The sequence below is a fragment of the Ferrimonas pelagia genome, from assembly GCF_039543565.1.
In the GTDB taxonomy this organism is placed as follows: domain Bacteria; phylum Pseudomonadota; class Gammaproteobacteria; order Enterobacterales; family Shewanellaceae; genus Ferrimonas; species Ferrimonas pelagia.
Map to the genome: position 1 here is coordinate 1 of NZ_BAABJZ010000036.1, position 915 is coordinate 915.

General features: G+C 54.3%; 1 rRNA gene. It reads left to right on the forward strand.

What is annotated here, in order from left to right:
• Positions 1 to 915: ribosomal RNA gene (locus ABEA08_RS09485) — 16S ribosomal RNA — on the forward strand; the annotation flags it as partial.

Sequence of the window (915 nt, forward strand, 5' to 3'; positions counted from 1 at the left end):
TCTGGCGTCGAGCGGCGGACGGGTGAGTAATGCTTGGGGATCTGCCCGGTCGAGGGGGACAACAGTTGGAAACGACTGCTAATACCGCATACGCCCTACGGGGGAAAGCAGGGGCTCTTCGGACCTTGCGCGATCGGATGAACCCAAGTGAGATTAGCTTGTTGGTGAGGTAAAGGCTCACCAAGGCGACGATCTCTAGCTGGTTTGAGAGGATGATCAGCCACACTGGGACTGAGACACGGCCCAGACTCCTACGGGAGGCAGCAGTGGGGAATATTGCACAATGGGCGAAAGCCTGATGCAGCCATGCCGCGTGTGTGAAGAAGGCCTTCGGGTTGTAAAGCACTTTCAGCGAGGAGGAAAGGTTGTTGGCTAATACCCAACAGCTGTGACGTTACTCGCAGAAGAAGCACCGGCTAACTTCGTGCCAGCAGCCGCGGTAATACGAGGGGTGCAAGCGTTAATCGGAATTACTGGGCGTAAAGCGCATGCAGGTGGTCTGGTCAGTCAGATGTGAAAGCCCCGGGCTCAACCTGGGAATTGCATTTGATACTGCCAGACTAGAGTCTTGTAGAGGGGGGTAGAATTTCAGGTGTAGCGGTGAAATGCGTAGAGATCTGAAGGAATACCAGTGGCGAAGGCGGCCCCCTGGACAAAGACTGACACTCAGATGCGAAAGCGTGGGGAGCAAACAGGATTAGATACCCTGGTAGTCCACGCCGTAAACGATGTCTATTAGGAGTCTGTGCCCTTGAGGCGTGGGTTCCAAAGCTAACGCATTAAATAGACCGCCTGGGGAGTACGGCCGCAAGGTTAAAACTCAAATGAATTGACGGGGGCCCGCACAAGCGGTGGAGCATGTGGTTTAATTCGATGCAACGCGAAGAACCTTACCTACTCTTGACATCCAGAGAA